A 17439-nucleotide genomic window follows, 5' to 3' on the forward strand; every position below is an offset into this window, starting at 1 on the left:
CCCGGACGGATCCGGGCAGGGGCGCCGTACACGCAGGCTCAGGCCGTGCGTGGAGGCCTTACAGGCCGAGCTCGACCTCGAACTCGCCGGCTTCCAGGATGGCCTTGACGGCCGAGAGGTACCGGGCCGCGTCCGCGCCGTCCACCAGGCGGTGGTCGTAGGACAGGGTCAGGTACGTCATGTCGCGGATGCCGATGTTCGTGCCCTCGGCGGTCTCGATGACCACCGGGCGCTTGACCGTGGCACCGATGCCCAGGATGGCGACCTGGTTCGGCGGCACGATGACCGTGTCGAACAGGGCGCCGCGCGAACCGGTGTTGCTGATGGTGAAGGTCGCGCCCGACAGCTCGTCCGGCGTGATCTTGTTGCCGCGGACCTTGGCGGCCAGGTCGGCGGTCGCCTTGGAGATGCCCGCCAGGTTGAGGTCACCGGCACCCTTGATGACCGGGGTCATCAGGCCCTTCTCGGAGTCCACGGCGATGCCGATGTTCTCCGAGTCGAAGTAGGTGATGGTGCCCTCGTCCTCGTTGATCCGGGCGTTGACGACCGCGTGGGCCTTCAGCGCCTGGGCAGCGGCCTTGACGAAGAACGGCATCGGGGACAGCTTGACGCCCTCACGGGCGAGGAAGCCGGCCTTGGCCTTCTCGCGCAGCTTCATGATCTTGGTGATGTCCACCTCGACCACGGAGCTGAGCTGCGCCTGCGAGTGCAGGGCCTTCATCATGTTGTCGCCGATGACCTTGCGCATGCGGGTCATCTTGACCGTCTGACCGCGCAGCTCGGACACCGCGGCGGCCGGAGCCTTCGCGGCCGGAGCGGCAGCGGCCGGAGCCGGGGCGGCAGCGGCGGCCTTGGCGGCCTCGGCGGCGGCCAGGACGTCCTGCTTGCGGATGCGGCCACCGACACCGGTGCCCGAGACCGTGGACAGGTCGACGCCGGACTCCGAGGCGAGCTTGCGCACCAGCGGAGTCACGTACGCGCCCTCGTCACCGGCGGAAACCGGGGCGGCGGGAGCGGCCGGGGCGGCGGCCGGGGCGACCGGGGCAGCCGGGGCGACCGGAGCCGGAGCGGCCACGGGAGCCGGGGCGGCGACCGGGGCCGGGGCGGCGACCGGAGCGGGGGCCTGGACCGGAGCCGGGGCGGCGACCGGAGCCGCAGCCTGGACCGGAGCCGGGGCGGCGGCGGCCGGGGCGGCGGCAGGAGCCGCGCCCGCGACGCCGATGACGGCCAGACGGGCACCGACCTCGGCGGTCTCGTCCTCGCCGACCAGGATCTCCAGCAGCGTGCCGGAGACCGGCGCGGGGATCTCGGTGTCGACCTTGTCCGTGGAGACCTCGAGCAGCGGCTCGTCGGCCTCGACGGACTCGCCGACCTGCTTCAGCCAGCGGGTGACGGTGCCCTCGGTGACGGACTCGCCCAGCGCGGGCAGCACGACATCGGTGCCGGACGCTGCCGGGGCAGCGGCGGCGGGAGCGGCCGGAGCCTCGGCGACCGGGGCGGGGGCCGCGGGGGCCTCCGCGACCGGGGCCGGAGCGGCGGCGGCCGGCTCGGCGGCGGCGGCCGGGGCCGCAGCCGCGACCGGGGCGCCGGAGCCGTCGTCGATGACGGCCAGCTCGGCGCCGACCTCGACGGTCTCGTCCTCGGCGACCTTGATGGACGCCAGGACGCCGGACACGGGGGACGGGATCTCGGTGTCGACCTTGTCGGTCGAGACCTCGAGCAGCGGCTCGTCGGCCTCGACGCGCTCGCCCTCGGCCTTCAGCCAACGGGTGACAGTGCCCTCAGTGACGCTCTCACCGAGCGCCGGAAGGGTTACGGAAACCGACATGGTTTCTGTTGCTCCTAACGAAAGTGCGGAAGTGGTCGTCGCGCCCGTGACGATTAGTCGTGTGCGTGCAGCGGCTTGCCGGCCAGCGCGAGGTGGGCCTCGCCCATGGCCTCGTTCTGCGTCGGGTGCGCGTGGATGAGCTGCGCGACCTCGGCCGGCAGAGCTTCCCAGTTGTAGATCAGCTGGGCTTCGCCGACCTGCTCGCCCATCCGGTCACCGACCATGTGGACGCCGACCACGGCACCGTCCTTGACCTGGACGAGCTTGATCTCGCCCGAGGTCTTCAGGATCTTGCTCTTGCCGTTGCCCGCAAGGTTGTACTTCAGGGCCACGACCTTGTCCGCGCCGTAGATCTCCTTGGCCTTGGCCTCGGTGATGCCGACGGAAGCGACCTCGGGGTGGCAGTAGGTGACGCGCGGGACACCGTCGTAGTCGATCGGGACGGCCTTGAGGCCGGCCAGACGCTCCGCCACCAGGATGCCCTCGGCGAAGCCGACGTGCGCGAGCTGGAGGGTCGGGACGAGGTCACCGACGGCCGAGATGGTCGGCACGTTGGTCTGCATGTACTCGTCGACCAGGACGTAGCCGCGGTCCATCGCGACGCCCTGCTCCTCGTAGCCCAGGCCCTGGGAGACCGGACCGCGGCCGACGGCGACCAGCAGCACCTCGGCCTCGAAGGTCTTGCCGTCGGCCAGCGTGACGCGCACGCCGTTCTCGGTGTACTCGGCCTTGTCGAAGAAGGTGCCGAGGTTGAACTTGATGCCGCGCTTGCGGAACGCGCGCTCCAGCAGCTTCGAGCTGTTCTCGTCCTCGACCGGCACGAGGTGCTTGAGGCCCTCGATGACGGTGACGTCGGAACCGAAGGACTTCCACGCCGAGGCGAACTCGACGCCGATGACGCCGCCGCCCAGCACGATCGCCGACTCGGGAACGCGGTCCAGGACCAGCGCGTGGTCCGAGGAGATGATGCGGTTGCCGTCGATGACCAGGCCCGGCAGCGACTTCGGCACGGAGCCGGTCGCCAGCAGGACGTGACGGCCCTGGATGCGGCGGCCGTCCACGTCGACGGAAGTCGGGGAGGAGAGGCGGCCCTCACCCTCGATGTACGTCACCTTGCGGGAGGCCACCAGACCCTGCAGGCCCTTGTACAGGCCCGCGATGATCTCGTCCTTGTACTTGTGGACACCCGCGATGTCGATGCCCTCGAAGGTGGTCTTCACGCCGAACTGGGAGCCTTCGCGGGCCTGGTCCGCGATCTCGCCCGCGTGCAGCAGAGCCTTCGTGGGGATGCAGCCGTTGTGCAGGCAGGTGCCGCCGAGCTTGTTCTTCTCGATCAGGGCAACGTCCAGACCCAGCTGGGATGCGCGCAGCGCCGCGGCGTAACCGCCACTGCCACCGCCGAGGATCACTAGGTCGAAAACGGTGCTGGCGTCGTTCGCCACGTCACGTCCTCCATGCATGTGCGCCGGGCACCGGTCCTCTGTGACCGGGCGGCGGCTGGTATACGGCCGCTGTTTCGTCGGCCCTGTGGTGGGGGCCCTGTCCTGCCGAGAACCCATCTTCGCATTTGTCGGGGGGACGCGGGACGCCGGGCCCGGCATGTGGCAGGTCGTTCTGTCCGAACTAAGGGTTACCGCGGCGTAGAAACCTACGGATTTCGTTGTGAGTGAACACACCCCGGGCCTTGATCGAAAGTCGATCAAGGCCCGGGGTGCTACGTGTCACACGAGAAGGGTCGGCCAGTGCGTCAGGTCGACCGGTGGGTCGGGTCGACCGGTGCGTCGGTCGGCCCGTACGTCAGCCCAGGTCGCCCGTGGCCGTGCGCTCGGCCAGCCGCACCAGGGTGCGCACGGCCGTGCCGGTGCCGCCCTTGGGGGTGTAGCCGTACGGCGCGCCCTCGTGGAAGGCCGGGCCCGCGATGTCGAGGTGGGCCCAGGTGATGCCCTCGCCGACGAACTCCTGCAGGAAGAGGCCGGCCAGCAGGCCGCCGCCCGCGCGCTCGCCCATGTTCGCGATGTCGGCGGTGGGGGAGTCGAAGGTCTTGCGCAGCTCCGGGGGCATCGGCATCGGCCACGAGGCCTCGCCGACCTCCTCGGCGATCTCGTGGATCGAGGTGCGGAAGGAGTCGTCGTTGCCCATGACCGCGAAGGTGCGGTTGCCCAGGGCCAGCACCATGGCGCCGGTCAGGGTGGCGACGTCGACGATCGCGTCCGGGTTCTCCTCGGAGGCCCGGGTCAGCGCGTCACCGAGGACCAGGCGGCCCTCGGCGTCCGTGTTGAGCACCTCGACGGTCTTGCCGCTGTACATGCGCAGCACGTCACCGGGCTTGGTGGCGGAGCCGGACGGCATGTTCTCGGCGAGCGCGAGCCAGCCGGTGACGTTGACCTGCAGGCCCAGCTTCGCGGCCGCGACGACGGAGGCGAAGACGGCGGCGGCGCCGGCCATGTCGCACTTCATCGTCTCGTTGTGGCCGGCCGGCTTGAGGGAGATGCCGCCCGAGTCGTAGGTGATGCCCTTGCCGACGAAGGCCAGGGTCTTCTCCGCCTTGGGGTGCGTGTAGGAGAGCTTCACCAGGCGCGGCGGGTTCTCCGAGCCCTTGCCGACGCCCATGATGCCGCCGTAGCCGCCCTTGACGAGCGCCTTCTCGTCCAGCACCTGGACCTTGATGCCGTTCTCCTTCGCGGTCGCGGTCGCGACGGCGGCGAAGGCCTCCGGGGTGAGGTCGTTCGGCGGGGTGTTGACCAGGTCGCGGGCCACGTTGACCTCGGTCGCGACGGCCGTGGCGCGCTCGGCGGCGGCCTTGTGCTCCTTGTCGCGCGGCTTGGCGCCCAGCAGGGCGACCTCGGCCAGCGGCAGCTTCGGCCCGGCGTTCTTCGAAGCCTTCTTCTCGCCGCCCTGGTAAGCGGTGAAGGCGTACGCGCCCAGCAGCGCGCCCTCGGCCACGGCGGTGACGGCGGAGGCGTCGTCCAGGGGGAGGGCGAAGCCGGCCTTCTTGCTGCCGTGCAGCGCGCGGGAGGCGGCGCCGGCGGCGCGGCGCAGCACCTCTTCGTCGAACGACTCGTCCTTCTCCGGGACGGAGCCGAGCCCCACCGCCAGCACGACCGGGACCTTGAGGCCCGCAGGCGCCGGCAGCTTGGTGGTCTCGCCTTCGGCGCCCGTGGCGCCGAGCGCGTCGAGCACGTCGGCGAGCTTTCCGTCGTACGCCTTGTCCACGGCCTCGGCTCCGGCGGCCACGATCGGGCCCTTGGGGCCCTTCGCCACGCCGACCACGAGGGCGTCGGCGCGCAGCGTCGCAGCGCCGGCAGTGCTGAGAGTCAGAGCAGTCACGGTGGTGAAGTCTCGCTTCCGTTTGTATGTGTGGGCCGAGTGGGTGGACGGCCATCCGTAGCGATCGTATTCCGGCCCGAGGGCCGCCAGAAATGAGCCTACGCGCACGGACTCGCCCGTACGTCACTCGAAGGTTTGGCAGATTGTTCGATCAGCGGGTCATCAGGTTCACCCATCTGTGGACTCTGCTCCAGGTTTGCCTCGTAGACCTGACGAGGTCCGAGAGACTCGGTCCACTCTCGCAAGGGGACGTGGGGTTCCTTTGCATGATTTCCACAGTGCCTCCCCGGCCCGGCCATCCGCCAAGGGCCGCTGTCGAGGGATGCCTGCGGGGGGAAAGGCCGAAATGGTCAATAGGAATCGGATGAACAGGGCCGCCGCCATGATGGCCGCCGCGGTGCTGGTGTCCGTGGCAGTGCCCGCCGCGACCGCCCAGGCGGCCACGGCTCCGCGCATCGACCTGAAGGTGCTCGTCGTCGACGACGGCGGCAGCTCGGTCGACGCGATCACCGCGGAACTCCGCGACACCGGAGTCCCGTACACCCGGATCGAGCTGGGCAGCGCGGGTCGCCCGGTCATCAACGCCGCCTTCCTCAGCGACACCGTCGACGGCCGGCCGCGCGCCAAGTACCAGGGGGTGGTCCTGCCGAACGAGAACCCCTTCGGCGAGGGCTCGGCCGAGATGGCGGCGCTCGGCGCGTACGAGGCGGCGTACGGGATCCGCCAGGTGGACGCCTACACCTGGGCCCACCCGGGCGTCGGCCTGGAGTACACCGACAACGGGGGCTACAGCGGGCAGCTCGACGGCACCCAGGCCGCCGTCACCGCAGCGGGCAAGGCGGGGCCCTTCGCCTACCTCGGCGGGCAGGTCACCTTCGAGGACAACTCGACGCTCGTCCCGGAGAGCTACGGCTTCATGGGCAAGCCGCGCCCCGGCTACACCAGTTACCTCGACGCGCCGGTCGGCTCCGGCCGGGCCTCGCTCGTCGGCGAGTACGCCCACGACGGGCGCAGCGAACTGGTCGTCACCTTCGGCTACAACCAGTACCAGCAGCAGTTCCGGCTGCTGGCCCGAGGCATCGTCGAATGGCTCACCCAGGGTGTCCACCTCGGCCAGAGCCGCAACTACTTCGCGGTCCACGTCGACGACGTCTTCGCCCCGGACGCCCGCTGGAACAAGGAGCTCAACTGCACGCCCGGCGACTACGCCTGCGCGGGCGGCGAGGGCAAGGAGAGCACCATCCGGATGACCGCCGCGGACGCCGTGTACGCGGCGCAGTGGCAGACGTCCAAGAACTTCAAGCTCGACATGCTCTTCAACGCGGGCGCCGGCGAGGAGTGGAAGGCCGAGAACGGCGGCACCGACGCCCTCACCGCGCAACTCGTCGCGGACCGCGCCAAGTACCGCTGGATGAACCACACCTACACGCACCCCTTCCTCGGCTGCGTCCAGGACACCAGCACCGTGCCCTGGACGTGCGTCAAGGACGCCTCGGGCGCCATCAAGTACATGAGCCGCGCCGAGATCTCCGCGCAGATCCGCGACAACAACAACTGGGCCGCGCTCAAGGGCATCACCATCGACCGGACCGAGATCGTCACCGGCGAGCACTCGGGCCTCAAGACCAACCCGCAGCAGCCCCAGGACAACCCCAACCTGGCCGGCGCCTTCGCCGACAACGGCATCAAGTGGGCGGGCAGCGACAACTCCCGCGAACCCGCGCAGCGGGCGGTCGGCGCGGCCCTGACCGTCCCCCGCCACCCGATGAACGTGTACTACAACACGGGCACCAACGCGGAGATGGCCGACGAGTACAACTGGATCTACGCCAGCCGCGCCGCGGGCGGCAGCGGCATCTGCGAGGACAACCCGGCGACCTCCACCTGCCTGCCGGCGGCCCTCGACGTCAACACGGGCTACCTGGACTACATCGTCCCGCAGGAGGCCCGCACCGCCCTGCGCCACGTGCTGGCCAACGACCCGCGCCCGCACTACGTCCACCAGTCCAACCTCGCCGAGGACCGCACCCTCTACCCGGTGCTCAACCAGGTCCTCGACACCTACCGCACGCTCTACGCGCCCAGCGCGCCGATCGTCAACCAGAGCATGAAGGACACCGGGGTCGAGCTCGGCCGCCGCGCCGCCTGGGACAGCGCGCTCGCCGCCGGCAAGGTCACCGCCTACCGCATCGGCACCACCGTCACCGTCAAGGCACCCGCCGGGCTCCTCGCCCCGGTCACCGCCCCCACCGGCACCAAGAAGCAACTGCTGCTCGGCACCGCCGATTTCGGCACCGCCTACGCCGGCAGCCGCTCCACCTGGACCGGTCCGGAGCTGCTCCAGAACGCCGTCACGCTCCGCCTGCCCGGCTGACCGCAGCCGGCCGCGGTCCCGCACGCACGTCGCAAGCCGTCACGAGTACCACCTGCGCCGGCGCTCCGAACCCGGGGGCGCCGGCCCCTTTTCCGTCCTGGGGGGACACACCGCATGAGCCATGGGCGTCATGTCACCATGCTCACCGAAGGAACCTACCCGCACGTCCACGGGGGCGTCAGCACCTGGTGCGACCAACTGGTGCGCGGGATGCCGGAGGTCGACTTCAACGTCATAGCCCTGACCGGCTCCGGACGAGAGCCGGTCACCTGGGAACTCCCGCGCAACGTCTACCGGCACACGGCCGTCCCGCTCTGGGGCCCGCCGCCCGGGCGCGGCCGCCGTTCCGCCCTGCGCGGCAAGGCCCACCGCCGCTTCACCGAGGTGTACGAAACCTTCCTGCTGTCCCTGCTCGACCAGGCGCACGGGGGATTCTCCGAGGCCCTGCGCGAACTGGCCCTGCTCGCCCGGGCCGGCAAACTCGCCCCCGCCCTGCGCTCCGAGTCCGTCCTGAGGCTCCTGATGAACGTGTGGACCCGGCCGGCCCTGACCACCGCCGACGCCGAGCCCACCATCCACGACGCGCTCACCGCCACCGACCTGCTGGAGCACGCGCTGCGCCCGCTCGCCGTGCGGATCCCGCCCGACAGCGTCGCGCACGCCGTCAGCAGCGGCCTCGCCACCCTCCCGGCCCTCGCCGCCAAACACCTCGACGGGGTCCCCTTCCTCCTCACCGAGCACGGCATCTACCTGCGCGAGCGCTACCTCGGCTACCGCAGCGCCGAACAGCGCTGGCCCGTCAAGTCCCTCATGCTCGGCTTCTACCGCGAGCTCAACAGCGAGGGCTACCGGCAGGCCGACCTGATCACCCCCTGCAACCAGTACAACCGACGCTGGGAGGAGCGCGGGGGCGCCGACGCCGACCGCATCCGCACCGTCTACAACGGCGTCGACCCGCACCTCTTCCCCGAGGCCGGCCCCGAACCCGAGGTGCCCACCCTCAGCTGGTGCGGCCGCATCGACCCGATCAAAGACCTCGAAACCCTGATCCGCGCCTACGCGTTCATGCGCGAGGAACTGCCCGCCCTGCGGCTGCGCCTCTTCGGGCCGGTCCCGGCGGGCTGCGAGGAGTACAAACTCCGCCTGGAGAAACTCGCCGCCGAACTCGGGGTGAGCGACGGGATCACGTACGAGGGCCGCATCGAGAAGGTGGCCCTGGCCTACGCCGCCGGCTCCGTCGTCATGCTCTCCTCCATCAGCGAGGGCTTCCCCTTCAGCATCATCGAAGCCATGTCCTGCGGCCGCACCACCGTCTCCACCGACGTCGGCGGGGTGCGCGAGGCAGTCGGGGACACCGGCCTCGTCGTCCCGCCCCGCGAGCCCGAGACCATGGCCCGCGCCACCCTCGCCCTGCTCCGCGACGACGAACGCCGCGCCGAGCTCGGCCGGATGTCCCGCAAGCGGGTGGTCGAGAAGTTCACCCTCCACCAGTCCGTGGACGGCTTCCGGCACATCTACCGGGAACTCGCCGGCCAGCCCGTGGCGCCCCTCCACGAGGGAGACGCCTGGACCCAGCGGCTCGCCGACCCCTGGTACCGCGAACTCGCCGCCGACGGGAGCCTGTGGTGAGCGGATCCCTCTGGCTGAAGCCCCCGTATCCCGAGAGGCCGCCCGGCCCGGGCGGGGCCGGGATGGCCCGCGGCATCCCCGGCTCTGCCGGAGACGCGGTCGCCGTCGGCCGTGCCGGCGCCGGCACGGCCGGGTCCGGTGGTCCGGGGGCGCCCGGCCGCACCGGATACCCGGGCGCCGTCGACACGTTGCCCGTCATCCCGCGCCCGGGCCGCGAAGGCCCCGTGGCGGCCGACCCCCTCGACGACCTCGCCTCCCGGCTGGACAGCCTCGTGGCGGCCGCCGTGCACCCCGACGAGATCGCCGCCGTCCTCGAATCCGACGGCATGACCGACGAGTACATCCGCCTCACCTACGGCCGCCACGACTCCTTCGTCCTCGCCGAAGAGCTCTACGCCCGGGTGCCCCGCGCCTTCCCGGAGCCGGAGAGCACCCCCGACCCCTGGAAGGTCTCCCTCACCGCCTGCCTGCTCCGCGGGGTGATCTTCGCCCTGCCCGGGCTCGCCTACGTCCTCGGCGCGCCCCTCCTCGACGGCCCGCAGGACCGCCTCGGCCTGCCCGCCGGGACCCTGACCCTGCTCGCCGGCGCGCTCATCGGCTGGGTCTGGGACCAGACCCTGTCCCACCGCGCCTACTCCTGGCTCGGCCTCGGCGACCGGGCCGCCGCCGGGCGGACCCTGCTCGTCGGAGCCCCCGCCGGGTCCCTGCTCGGCACCGCCGCCGCACTCGCGGTGCCCGGCGGGCCCCCGTTCTCGTACGCCTTCGCCGCCGGACAGGCCGTCTACGTCGGGGCCGCCACCGTCCTGCTCGTCCTCGGCCGGGAGCGGGTCCTGCTCGCCGCGCTCGCCCCGATGGCCGCCGGGGCGGTGCTCGCGCTGTTCGTGGACCTGCCCGTGCCGGTCCGCGTGACCCTGCTCGTGGTGTCCCTGCTGGCCGCCTGCACCCTGGCCGTACGGGAACTGCCGCTCGCCGAGGGCGTACGGGCCGGCGCGCGCCGGATCCGGGGCTGGGCGCGGCGACGGCCCGGCGAAGGCCCGGTGCGCTGGCGGATGCTGCGGGGCGCCGAGGAGGAGTTCGGGCCGCGCGGGCCCAGGCTCGGGGACTCCGTCCCGTACGGGGTCTTCGGCCTCGGCACCGGCCTGCTCGTGCTGTACGCCGCCCTCGGCGAGGTGCTCGCCGGCGGGCCCGCCGAAGCGGTGGCGGCCCCCTCGGCGGTGGCCCTCACCCTCAGCATGGGCCCCGCCGAATGGCTGCTGCACCGCTTCCGCAGCGGCAGCCTCGCCGGGCTCCGGGCCGCCCGCTCGTCCGGGGCGTTCCGGCAGCGGATGCTGACCACCCTGGCCGGCTGCCTCGCCGGCTACCTGACGGTGCTGCTCGCCCTCGGGCTCGCCGGAACCCTGCTCTGGCCCGGCGCCCCCGCGCTCACCGGGCTCCGCGCCGCCACCCTGCTGCTGCTCGGCGCCGTGATGTGGACGGGGCTGCTCCTGCAGTCCTTCGGCGCGGTCCGACCCGCCGCCGTGGTCTGTGCCTCGGCCGCCGTCGCGCAGAGCCTGGCCCTGCTGACCGGACTGGGCCAACCCCGGCTCGTGCAGCTGGTGGTGGCCGGAGCGGCGGCGGCCGTACTGGCGACCCTGGTCTGCCTGCTGCTCGGCCGGGCGACGGCCCACCGATGAGACACGAGAAGGACCCCATGCTGCTGGTGCCCCTGTACGAGCACCCCGCCGACCGGCCCGAGGACTGGGAGCGGCTCATCCGCTGTTCGGGCCGGCTGCACTCCGTGGTGCTCAACCCCGACAGCGGACCCGGCGCCGCCCCCGACGAACGGTTCGCCCACGTCGCCGAGCGGCTGCGCGAGGCCGGGGTGCCCGTCCTCGGGTACGTCGACACCGACTACGGGCGGCGCCCGCACGCCGCCGTGGTGCGGGACCTGATGCGCCATCGCGACTGGTACGCCACCGACGGGGCCTTCCTCGACCAGGCCTGCGCCGCCCCGGAGCGGCTGGCGCACTACGGCAGGCTCGCCGTCGCGGCCCGGGCGGCGGGGGCCCGTACGCTCGTCCTGAACCACGGGGTGCACCCGGACCCGGGCTACGCCGAACTCGCCGACCTGCTCGTCACCTTCGAGGGCCCCTGGGACGCCTACCGGGACGCGGCCGCCGCCCCGGCCTGGACCGCGGACCACCCCGCCCAGCGGTTCTGCCACCTCGTCTACGCCGTCCCGCCGGGGGCGCCCGCCGCCGAACTCGCGGCGAAGCGCGGGGCCGGGGTGCATTGCGCGGTCCCGGGGACGGGCCCGCACCCGTGGGGGACCCTGCCGTACGCGCTGGAGGCAGCCGGATGAGACGTTTCCGCACCGTCCCGACCACCCTCCTCATGGCCACCCTCCTGCTGCTGGCGGGCTGTACGGCGACGCCGGAGGAAGACGAACCCGACCGGCAGTGGCCCGACCAGGCCCCGGGGGAGCGGTGGCAGCCCCGCCCGGGGACCGGCTGGCAATGGCAGCTCACCGGGAAGCTCGACACCTCGGTGAAGGCACCGGTGTACGACGTCGACGGGTTCACCACCACCAAGGAGCAGGTCGCAGCGCTGAAGAAGGCCGGCCGGCGGACCATCTGCTACCTCTCCACCGGAGCCTGGGAGGACTTCCGCCCGGACGCGGACGACTTCCCGGAGTCGATGCGGGGGAAGGGCAACGGCTGGGAGGGCGAACGCTGGCTGGACATCCGACGGCTGACCGAGCTGGAGCCGCTGATCGCCAAGCGGTTCGACATGTGCCGGGAGAAGGGCTTCGACGCGGTGGAGCCGGACAACATGGACGCCTACCGCAACCCCTCGGGCTTCCCTCTCACGGCGGACGACCAGCTCCGCTACAACCGGCTGATCGCGAAGCTCGCCCATGACCGGGGGCTGGCCGTGGGCTTGAAGAACGACCTGGACCAGATCCCGGAGCTGGTGGGCGACTTCGACTTCGCGGTGAACGAGCAGTGCGCGCAGTACTCGGAGTGCGAGCGGCTGACGCCGTTCGTGGCGGCGGGGAAGGCCGTGTTCCACGCGGAGTACGAACTGTCGCCTTCCCGCTTCTGCGAGGTCTCGCGCGAGCTGAAACTGAGCTCCTTGCAGAAGCGCTACGACCTGGACGCGTGGCGCCGCCCTTGCCGCTAGCCGCGCCGGCGGGGCTGGGTTTCGGCTGATGCCGTCCGCCAGGCGCGGCTGAATTGCCCGGGGGGCAATCTCAGCCCCGCCGGCGTTTGAGGCGCGGGTCCGGGCGGAGCCCGGGGAACGGTGGAAGGGTGGGGCGGGGAGTGGCTCCGCGCAGCGGCTAGTGGGCGGCGCGGGCTCGGTCGTAGGCGAGGGAGAGCGCGCCCTGGGCGACCAGGACCACACCCGCCGCCGCCCACCCCGGGCTGCGCCGGCGGGCCGCCCAGGCCAGGAGCGGAGCCCCGGCAGCCACCTGGGCCGCGCCCAGTAGACGGGCCTTCGGGCCGCGTACCCACGGGCCCAGCGGGCCCTCCTCCACCACGTCCAGCTCGGCCCGCACCGCGTCCCGCCACCCCGACCACTCGACGGACTCCGCACCCCGCGCGACCCGGGCCACCTCCCGCAGCCGGTCGGCCGGTTCGCCCGGGGCCAGTCCGGCGGGCAGGTCCAGCCCGGCGCGGGCCAGGAGCGCGATCAGCCCGAGCAGTCGGGCGGGGCCGTCCGCGGCCTCGTCGGGCCGGGTGAGCCGCTCCAGATCCTCCAGGTCCAGTACGGGGTCCAGCCCCAGCCGCGCCGACAGCACCCGCATGGCGTCCGGCTCGCAGGCCGGGCGCCCGGCCGCGTCCCACTCGTACGCCACGGCCCGCCGGAACCCGCTCGCCAGGGCGAACCCGGTCCGGCCGTCCTCCCACCACAGGCTCAGCACCGGCCAGTTGCTGCCGACCGCGACCGCCGCGCCCCAGCCCGAGAGGATCTCGGCCACCGACTCCTCCCCGTCGCGCCACGGCTTGCCCTCGGGCACGAGCGCACTCCACTCGCCGGCCGGGACGAGCAGCAGGCGTACGCGCAGCAGATGCGCGGCCGGACGGGCGACGAGGGGTTCCGCGCGGCACAGCAGGAGTCCGCCGACGGCCGTGGTCCTGGAGATCGACATGTCCACAACAGTAAGGCAAATCACCGCGAACCGGGCGTTTTGGCGAGGCGCTTGACTTCACCCAACCGCGATATATCGTGTTACTCAGAAGACGCGATATGTTGCGAGCGTCGAGCCCGGTCCGTGAACGCAACCGAGAAAGGAACAGCACCATGGCAGAGCAGAAGACGTGGTCGGCCGCCGAACCGCAGAAGCTCACCTTCGAGGAGCCGGTGACCGAGCTCCGCGTCCGTCTCGTGAGCGGCACGGTCAACGTCGTCGCCGGCGAGGGCCCGGCCCGGCTGGAGGTCGCCGAGGTGGACGGGCCGCCGCTGTACGTGGTGCAGGAGGCCGGAACCCTCACCGTCTCCTACGAGGACCTGCCCTGGAACGGCTCCCAGGGCTTCAGGAAGTGGTTCGACTCCAAGCCCTGGAAGGCCTGGTCCGGAAGCTCCGCCACCGGCCGCAAGGCCTGGGAGCGCAGCGCCGCAGTCACCCTCACCGTCCCCGCCGGTACGCAGGTGCGGGTCGCCGTGGTCGACGCCACCACTTTCGTCTCCGGGATCTCCGGCGGCACCGACGTCAACGGGGTCTCCGGCGGCGCCACCCTCGTCGGGCTCTCCGGCCAGGTCAAGGCGCACACCGTCACCGGCAGCGTCGAGGCCCAGTCCGTCACCGGCGACCTGGGATTCCACTCCGTCTCCGGCGGGCTGACGGTGGTCGACGGAGCGGCCTCGAGCGTACGGGCGGACTCCGTCAGCGGCGACATGCTCATCGACCTCGACCTCGACCTCGACACGGCCGCCTCCCGACCCGTGGACATCGCGCTCAACTCCGTCTCCGGCCAGGTCGCGATCCGGCTCCCGCACCCCGCCGACGCGCGGGTCGAGGCCAACACCGCCACCGGCGGCGTCTCCAACGCCTTCGAGGACCTGCGCGTCTCCGGTCAGCTCGGCGCCAAGCGGATCACCGGCACGCTCGGGGCCGGCACCGGCACCCTGCGGGCCACCACCGTGTCGGGCGGGATCGCGCTGCTGCGCCGCCCGGCCGCCGACACCACGGAAACCCCCCTCGCGCTCGACAAGAAGGTGCTCTGACATGCCGCCCGTCTTCGCCCACGGCCGCCTCCGCCTCTACCTCCTCAAGCTCCTCGACGAGGCCCCGCGCCACGGGTACGAGGTGATCCGCCTGCTGGAGGAGCGCTTCCAGGGCCTCTACGCGCCCTCCGCGGGCACGGTCTATCCGCGCCTGGCCAAGCTGGAGGCCGAGGGGCTGGTCACGCACGCCACCGAGGGCGGGCGCAAGGTGTACTCCATCACCGAGGCGGGCCGCGCCGAACTCGCCGACCGCAGCGGCGAACTCGCCGACCTGGAGCTGGAGATCCGCGACTCCGTGACCGAACTGGCCGCCGAGATCCGCGACGACGTCCGGGGCGCGGCGGGTGACCTGCGGCGCGAGATGCGGGCGGCCGCCTCGGCCTCCGAGACGCGCGTCGACGACGAGTCCTGGAAGACGATCAAGGAGGAGATGAGCAAGGCGCGGCAGGAGTGGAAGGAGCAGGCGCGCCGGGCGAAGGACGAGAGCCGCCGGGCGAGGGAAGAGGCGCAGCAGGCCCGCCGCCAGGCCAAGGAGGCGCAGGAGCGGGCCCGCGAGGAGGTCCAGCGCATCGCGGGGCAACTGCAGGAGCAGTTCTCCAAGTCGGGGGGCGTGCTGGGGAATCTGGCCGGCGCGTGGCTGGGTGGCGGTACGCCGACCGCGTCCGCGGGGGGTGCGGCTGACGGGTCCGCACCGTCTTCCGCGTCCGCCCCGTCTGCCGCGACGGACTGGGCCGAGGACCTTGTGCCGTCCGGGGACCCGGCGCGTGACCTGGACCGGCTGCTGGACCGCTTCCGTGACGAGGTCCGCGATGCGGCCCGCGACCACGGGGTGACTCCGGCCCAGCTGTCCGAGGCCCGAGCCGATCTCGCGGCGGCGGCCGCCAGGCTGTCGGCGACGCTGCGGGGCGGTGGGTAGACCCGGGCTGAGGCGCCGCTGCCGGGGGCTCCGCCCCCAGACCCCCGCGCCTCAAACGCCGGCGGGGCTGGAAGACCCCGGGGGCTCCGCCCCCAGACCCCCGCGCCTCAAACGCCGGCGGGGCTGGACTTTGCCCGGCGGGGCTGGGTTTTGTCCGGCAGGGCTGGTTTGCCCCGGCGTGGCTGAAGGGTTCGGCAGGTCGGGGGTTGCCCTGCCGGGGTCACGGGGTGAGGGTTGCCTCGGTCGTCGTGTACGTGACGCCGTGGTCCGTCAGGACTTCGGCGACCGGGCCGGGGCGGGACAGCAGGGCCAGGAGCAGGTGCAGGGGGCCTATGTGGCGTTCCTTGCGGCCCAGGGCGATGCGGAGGGACTGTTCCAAGACCTTCTTCGAGCCCGGGGTGAAGGGGAGGTGGCTCTTGCCGGCGCGCCTGCGGGGTGCCGCCGGGGCGGACAGGGCTCCCTCGCCGTGGGTTTCCTCGATGCGGGAGACGACCTCGCGAAGGTCGATGCCGAGGCCGGCCAGCGCCTCCTCGTCCGCCCGGGACATGCCGCCCCGGCGGCGGGCCGCCGCGAGGTCGGCGGTGACCGCGGCCCGGTCGACGCCGAGGGGGTCCAGGGCGCCCAGGGCCAGTAGGGAGAGCAGCAGGTGCTCCTCGGTGACCGTGGCGGCGCCCGCCTCGTGGGCCTCGGCCACCGCGCCCGTCACCGTGGACCGGGCATCGCGGGTGAAACGTTCGAACATCAAAGCCTCCCGTGCTTCTTGTGCACGGCCTGCCGGCTCACGCCCAGCTCGGCCGCGATCTCCTGCCAGGACCATCCCTGCGCGCGGGCACTGCGTACCTGTACGGCCTCCAGCTGCTCCAGCAGCCTGCGGAGGGCGGCCACGGCACGCAGGCCCACGCGCGGGTCACGGTCGCCGGCCCGTTCGGCGAGATCGGTAGCTTCCGTCATGACTGTCAATTTAGGTTGACGCGGGAGGTGATGTCAACCCTGGTTGACGACGGAGGGGCGTCGGGGCGTCAGGGCGTCAGGACGACCTTGCCGAAGAGATCGCCCGACGCGAGCTTCTCGAAGCCCTCCCGCGCCCGGTCCAGCGGCAGGACCTCGTCGATGACCGGCCGCAGGCCCGTCGTCGCGCAGAACGACAGCAGGTCCTCCAGCTCGTCCTTCGAGCCCATCGTGGAGCCGACCACCTTCAGCTCCAGGAAGAAGATCCGGGTCAGCTCGGCGTGCGCCGGCCGGTCCCCGCTCGTGGCGCCGGAGATGACCAGGGTGCCGCCGGGGCGCAGGGACTTCACCGAGTGCGACCACGTGGCCGCGCCCACCGTCTCGATCACCGCGTCCACCCGGTGCGGCAGCCGCGCGCCCGGCTCGAACGCGTCCACCGCGCCCAGCTCCACGGCCCGCTTGCGCTTGGCCTCGTCCCGGCTCGTGGCGTAGACCCGCAGGCCCGCCGCCTTGCCGAGCGCGATGGCGGCGGTCGCGACCCCGCCGCTGGCGCCCTGGACCAGTACCGAATCGCCCGGGCGGACGCCCGCGTTGGTGAAGAGCATGCGGTAGGCGGTCAGCCAGGCCGTCGGAAGGCAGGCGGCCTCCTCGAAGGACAGCTCGGCCGGCTTGCGCAGGACGTTCCAGGCCGGGACGGACACCTGCTCGGCGAAGGTGCCCTGGTAGCGCTCGGTCAGGATCGAGCGGGGCTCGTCCGGGCCGACCCCGTGGCCGCTCTGGCCGATCACGGAGTGCAGGACGACCTCGTTGCCGTCCTGGTCGATCCCGGCCGCGTCGCAGCCGAGGATCATGGGGAGCTTTTCCTCGCCGAGACCGACCCCGCGCAGCGACCACAGGTCGTGGTGGTTGAGGGAGGCGGCCTTGACGTTCACGGTCACCCAGCCGGGGCGGTCCTCGGGCGCGGGGCGTTCGCCCAGCTCAAGGCCGTTCAGCGGCTGGTCACGGTCGATTCGGGCGGCATAGGCAGCGAACATGCCGCGACGCTACCGCTGGGTAGGCGCGGGGTTCCAGCCCCTTCGGGACGGGGGCGGTGAGGTCTTCGTCGCATCCGGCCGGTACCGGCGGCGCGGAACCGGCGGCGCCCGCCGGGGCCGCACCGCGCGGGCCGGTACGCAAAAGGGCGGGGCCCGGCCGGATCGCTCCGGCCGC

Annotated in this window: 14 protein-coding genes; 7 read left to right on the forward strand and 7 right to left on the reverse strand. The window is 72.6% G+C overall.

The annotated features are described in order from the left end of the window. Window positions 1–58: 58 nt before the first annotated feature. From sucB to ACFV9H_RS06020, 3 genes are all read right to left on the reverse strand, one after another. The gene (gene sucB / locus ACFV9H_RS06010) at window positions 59–1828 is read right to left on the reverse strand and encodes a 2-oxoglutarate dehydrogenase, E2 component, dihydrolipoamide succinyltransferase (protein WP_385393906.1); all 1770 of its coding nucleotides are present in this window, start codon (window positions 1826–1828) and stop codon (window positions 59–61) included. A gap of 53 nt (window positions 1829–1881) precedes the next feature. Further along, window positions 1882–3270, reverse strand: coding sequence for a dihydrolipoyl dehydrogenase (gene lpdA / locus ACFV9H_RS06015; RefSeq protein ID WP_385393909.1), 1389 nt, complete (start codon window positions 3268–3270; stop codon window positions 1882–1884). Between the two features lie 355 nt (window positions 3271–3625). After that, window positions 3626–5155, reverse strand: a complete 1530-nt coding sequence (locus tag ACFV9H_RS06020) for a leucyl aminopeptidase (RefSeq protein WP_385393911.1) — start codon at window positions 5153–5155, stop codon at window positions 3626–3628. Between the two features lie 364 nt (window positions 5156–5519). Between ACFV9H_RS06020 and ACFV9H_RS06025 the strand changes: the two genes are divergently transcribed. From ACFV9H_RS06025 to ACFV9H_RS06045, 5 genes are all read left to right on the forward strand, one after another. Continuing rightward, window positions 5520–7529: a hypothetical protein gene (locus ACFV9H_RS06025; RefSeq protein WP_385393914.1), complete on the forward strand. Its 2010-nt coding sequence runs from the start codon at window positions 5520–5522 to the stop codon at window positions 7527–7529. A gap of 138 nt (window positions 7530–7667) precedes the next feature. Further along, the gene (gene pelF / locus ACFV9H_RS06030) at window positions 7668–9158 is read left to right on the forward strand and encodes a GT4 family glycosyltransferase PelF (protein WP_385393916.1); all 1491 of its coding nucleotides are present in this window, start codon (window positions 7668–7670) and stop codon (window positions 9156–9158) included. Continuing rightward, the gene (locus ACFV9H_RS06035) at window positions 9155–10831 is read left to right on the forward strand and encodes a hypothetical protein (RefSeq protein WP_385393918.1); all 1677 of its coding nucleotides are present in this window, start codon (window positions 9155–9157) and stop codon (window positions 10829–10831) included. The genes pelF and ACFV9H_RS06035 overlap by 4 nt, the downstream gene beginning before the upstream one ends. Further along, window positions 10828–11499: a spherulation-specific family 4 protein gene (locus ACFV9H_RS06040; RefSeq protein ID WP_385393920.1), complete on the forward strand. Its 672-nt coding sequence runs from the start codon at window positions 10828–10830 to the stop codon at window positions 11497–11499. Before ACFV9H_RS06035 ends, ACFV9H_RS06040 begins: the two co-directional genes overlap by 4 nt. Next, window positions 11496–12320, forward strand: a complete 825-nt coding sequence (locus ACFV9H_RS06045; protein ID WP_385393923.1) for an endo alpha-1,4 polygalactosaminidase — start codon at window positions 11496–11498, stop codon at window positions 12318–12320. The genes ACFV9H_RS06040 and ACFV9H_RS06045 overlap by 4 nt, the downstream gene beginning before the upstream one ends. A 157-nt stretch (window positions 12321–12477) precedes the next feature. On the opposite strand, the gene ACFV9H_RS06050 is transcribed toward ACFV9H_RS06045, so the two are convergent. Next, the gene (locus ACFV9H_RS06050) at window positions 12478–13290 is read right to left on the reverse strand and encodes a hypothetical protein (RefSeq protein ID WP_385393925.1); all 813 of its coding nucleotides are present in this window, start codon (window positions 13288–13290) and stop codon (window positions 12478–12480) included. A gap of 152 nt (window positions 13291–13442) precedes the next feature. Between ACFV9H_RS06050 and ACFV9H_RS06055 the strand changes: the two genes are divergently transcribed. Further along, window positions 13443–14366: a hypothetical protein gene (locus tag ACFV9H_RS06055; RefSeq protein ID WP_385393927.1), complete on the forward strand. Its 924-nt coding sequence runs from the start codon at window positions 13443–13445 to the stop codon at window positions 14364–14366. A 1-nt stretch (window position 14367) separates the two neighbouring features. Continuing rightward, window positions 14368–15282 carry a helix-turn-helix transcriptional regulator gene (locus ACFV9H_RS06060; RefSeq protein ID WP_385393930.1) on the forward strand — a complete coding sequence of 305 codons (915 nt, stop codon included), beginning with the start codon at window positions 14368–14370 and terminating at the stop codon, window positions 15280–15282. A gap of 220 nt (window positions 15283–15502) precedes the next feature. Here the strand turns inward: ACFV9H_RS06060 and ACFV9H_RS06065 are convergent, their stop codons facing one another. The 3 genes from ACFV9H_RS06065 to ACFV9H_RS06075 form a co-directional block, all read right to left on the reverse strand. Continuing rightward, window positions 15503–16024, reverse strand: a complete 522-nt coding sequence (locus ACFV9H_RS06065) for a Clp protease N-terminal domain-containing protein (RefSeq protein WP_385393932.1) — start codon at window positions 16022–16024, stop codon at window positions 15503–15505. After that, window positions 16024–16233, reverse strand: coding sequence for a helix-turn-helix domain-containing protein (locus ACFV9H_RS06070; protein ID WP_042818984.1), 210 nt, complete (start codon window positions 16231–16233; stop codon window positions 16024–16026). The genes ACFV9H_RS06065 and ACFV9H_RS06070 overlap by 1 nt, the downstream gene beginning before the upstream one ends. 68 nt (window positions 16234–16301) lie before the next feature. Next, window positions 16302–17264 (reverse strand): zinc-binding dehydrogenase, encoded by a 963-nt coding sequence (locus ACFV9H_RS06075; protein WP_385393935.1) that lies wholly within the window; start codon window positions 17262–17264, stop codon window positions 16302–16304. Between the last annotated feature and the right edge of the window lie 175 nt (window positions 17265–17439).

It is taken from the genome of Streptomyces sp. NPDC059874, from assembly GCF_042731135.1.
In the GTDB taxonomy this organism is placed as follows: domain Bacteria; phylum Actinomycetota; class Actinomycetes; order Streptomycetales; family Streptomycetaceae; genus Streptomyces.

Bases quoted from the DNA above. Each gene is read 5' to 3' on its own strand.
- sucB (WP_385393906.1), bottom strand. From the start codon at position 1,828: ATGTCGGTTTCCGTAACCCTTCCGGCGCTCGGTGAGAGCGTCACTGAG.
- ACFV9H_RS06025 (WP_385393914.1), top strand. From the start codon at position 5,520: ATGAACAGGGCCGCCGCCATGATGGCCGCCGCGGTGCTGGTGTCCGTG.
- pelF (WP_385393916.1), top strand. From the start codon at position 7,668: ATGCTCACCGAAGGAACCTACCCGCACGTCCACGGGGGCGTCAGCACC.
- ACFV9H_RS06040 (WP_385393920.1), top strand. From the start codon at position 10,828: ATGAGACACGAGAAGGACCCCATGCTGCTGGTGCCCCTGTACGAGCAC.
- ACFV9H_RS06045 (WP_385393923.1), top strand. From the start codon at position 11,496: ATGAGACGTTTCCGCACCGTCCCGACCACCCTCCTCATGGCCACCCTC.
- ACFV9H_RS06050 (WP_385393925.1), bottom strand. From the start codon at position 13,290: ATGTCGATCTCCAGGACCACGGCCGTCGGCGGACTCCTGCTGTGCCGC.
- ACFV9H_RS06055 (WP_385393927.1), top strand. From the start codon at position 13,443: ATGGCAGAGCAGAAGACGTGGTCGGCCGCCGAACCGCAGAAGCTCACC.
- ACFV9H_RS06060 (WP_385393930.1), top strand. From the start codon at position 14,368: ATGCCGCCCGTCTTCGCCCACGGCCGCCTCCGCCTCTACCTCCTCAAG.
- ACFV9H_RS06065 (WP_385393932.1), bottom strand. From the start codon at position 16,024: ATGTTCGAACGTTTCACCCGCGATGCCCGGTCCACGGTGACGGGCGCG.
- ACFV9H_RS06070 (WP_042818984.1), bottom strand. From the start codon at position 16,233: ATGACGGAAGCTACCGATCTCGCCGAACGGGCCGGCGACCGTGACCCG.
- ACFV9H_RS06075 (WP_385393935.1), bottom strand. From the start codon at position 17,264: ATGTTCGCTGCCTATGCCGCCCGAATCGACCGTGACCAGCCGCTGAAC.